1 pseudogene is annotated in these 453 nt (G+C 44.4%); it reads left to right on the top strand.

The annotated features are described in order from the left end of the window. Window positions 1-453: pseudogene (locus VOR_RS18890) on the top strand (anthrax toxin-like adenylyl cyclase domain-containing protein); the annotation flags it as partial.

Raw genomic sequence — 453 nt, 5'->3', positions numbered from 1 at the left:
AAGCGGATGATTTAGAAGATTGGGAGATGCTCAGCGTGAAAGCCGCACTGGATGCAGTGGGTATCGACACGGTTTACGCTTATGGGTCACCTAATAACATTAAATCTAGTTTGCTGCATCGCTTGTCGTTGAAATTGACCGAAAAGGCCTTAGAGGCTTACATCGGTAGTGGGTTGGAGCCAGCGCTGTTTGACGAGCTACAATCGGTGGGTTTGACTCAACTGGATGTGAAACAAGCGTTTCGTGAACTGGTCTACTCAACGTTCACTAATTCAAACTTGCCACTTAAATTTGCTGGCAATATGAGTGACGAGCAACGAAAAGATGCGGTGGTGGATTCTTTGTTGTCATGGCATAACGCCTATCAAGATCTACAAAGCATGTTGGTTGCACTTGAGTATGATGAGACAGCAAAAGAACATATCTTTAACTATCCGTTGACCGATGAAATGT

The organism is Vibrio ordalii ATCC 33509 (genome assembly GCA_000257205.1).
Lineage (GTDB): Bacteria > Pseudomonadota > Gammaproteobacteria > Enterobacterales > Vibrionaceae > Vibrio > Vibrio ordalii.
The sequence above is the reverse complement of the archived record's forward strand: the minus strand, read 5'-3'. Positions and strand labels throughout refer to the sequence as shown.